General features: G+C 56.7%; 1 protein-coding gene and 1 pseudogene. One reads left to right on the forward strand and one right to left on the reverse strand.

Annotated elements, in window-relative coordinates; translation table 11 throughout:
• Positions 1-395 precede the first annotated feature (395 nt).
• Positions 396-610, reverse strand: a pseudogene (locus MHK04_RS12230) (helix-turn-helix domain-containing protein); the annotation flags it as partial.
• A gap of 129 nt (positions 611-739) precedes the next feature.
• Between MHK04_RS12230 and MHK04_RS12145 the strand changes: the two are divergent.
• On the forward strand, positions 740-1,164 hold a 425-nt coding region (locus tag MHK04_RS12145; protein WP_239227092.1), incomplete at its 3' end, for an amino acid permease.

Genomic DNA, 1,164 nt, shown 5'->3' on the forward strand with positions numbered 1-1,164 from the left:
ATGTCGCGTGGGTGCAAAATGAGCTCAACGAAACACCCCGACAAATCCTCGGCGGCGCAACCCCACGTGAAATACTTAACGAACTATTCAAGCGTGGCGCATCCACCGCTTGATTCCGCCCTCTTTGTAAAAGGTACGAATCGAGTCCACATCAGACATGTCTACTTGTGGAGTCGAGTGTCGAGAAACGCGAAGAACCTCATAGTGCTTTTCGAAACGATCGGCAACAGCGCTTCCGATAGTTCCGGTAGCACCGATAACGGCAACTTTTCTTCCCATACTGTCCCCTTTCTCGCGAAGTATCTTGTGTAGCCCGAGACTACTAGAAATCAAACTGGGCGAGAGACAGAGTTAAAATCCCTGGGGGATTCGTATGCCCCTAGGTATTGTCGCGTTTAAGCGTTTTTCAACGCCCGATACACCGTAGGGCGAGTGACCCCAAACTCCCGCGCCAACGACGCTTTCGACTCCCCTGCCAGTACGCGCCGCTTAATCTCTACTACTTGCTCTGGGGTTAGGGCGGGTTTGCGGCCTTTGTACTTGCCGGCCTTTTTGCCAACGCAATGCCCTCCGCCTGCCGCTCGCGGATAATAGCCCGCTCAAACTCCGCAAGCGGAAACCATCATTCCGATTCTTTAGGTTTGCCTTATATGTACCGTTCGATTATGGAAAATAGAATGGAGGGGTGACTGATAACTCCTCCGCCCTCGGTTCTGGCCTGAAGGTCCGCCACCTGACCATGATGGGGCTAGGCTCCACCATCGGTGCCGGGCTTTTCTTGGGCACCGGCGTCGGCATTTCCGCCGCCGGCCCCGCCGTGCTCCTCGCCTACGTCATCGCTGGCTTTCTGGCCATTTTGGTGATGCAGATGCTGGGCGAAATGGGCACCGTTATCCCCGCCTCCGGCTCTTTTTCCGAATACGCCGAACACGGCATCGGCCGCTGGGCGGGCTTTACCCAGGGCTGGATCTATTGGCTAGCCACCGTCGCCGTGCTCGGCGCCGAAATCACCGGCGCGGCCGGCTTCATCGGCTCCTGGTTCAACGTCTCGCCGTGGATCCCCGCAGCTATCTGCGTGGTCCTCTTCGGCGTCATCAACCTGCTGCGCGTGCGTAGTTTCGGCGAATTCGAGTATTGGTTCGCGCTTATCAAGGTCGTCGTCAT

The organism is Corynebacterium nasorum, assembly GCF_022345765.1.
Classification (GTDB): domain Bacteria; phylum Actinomycetota; class Actinomycetes; order Mycobacteriales; family Mycobacteriaceae; genus Corynebacterium; species Corynebacterium kefirresidentii.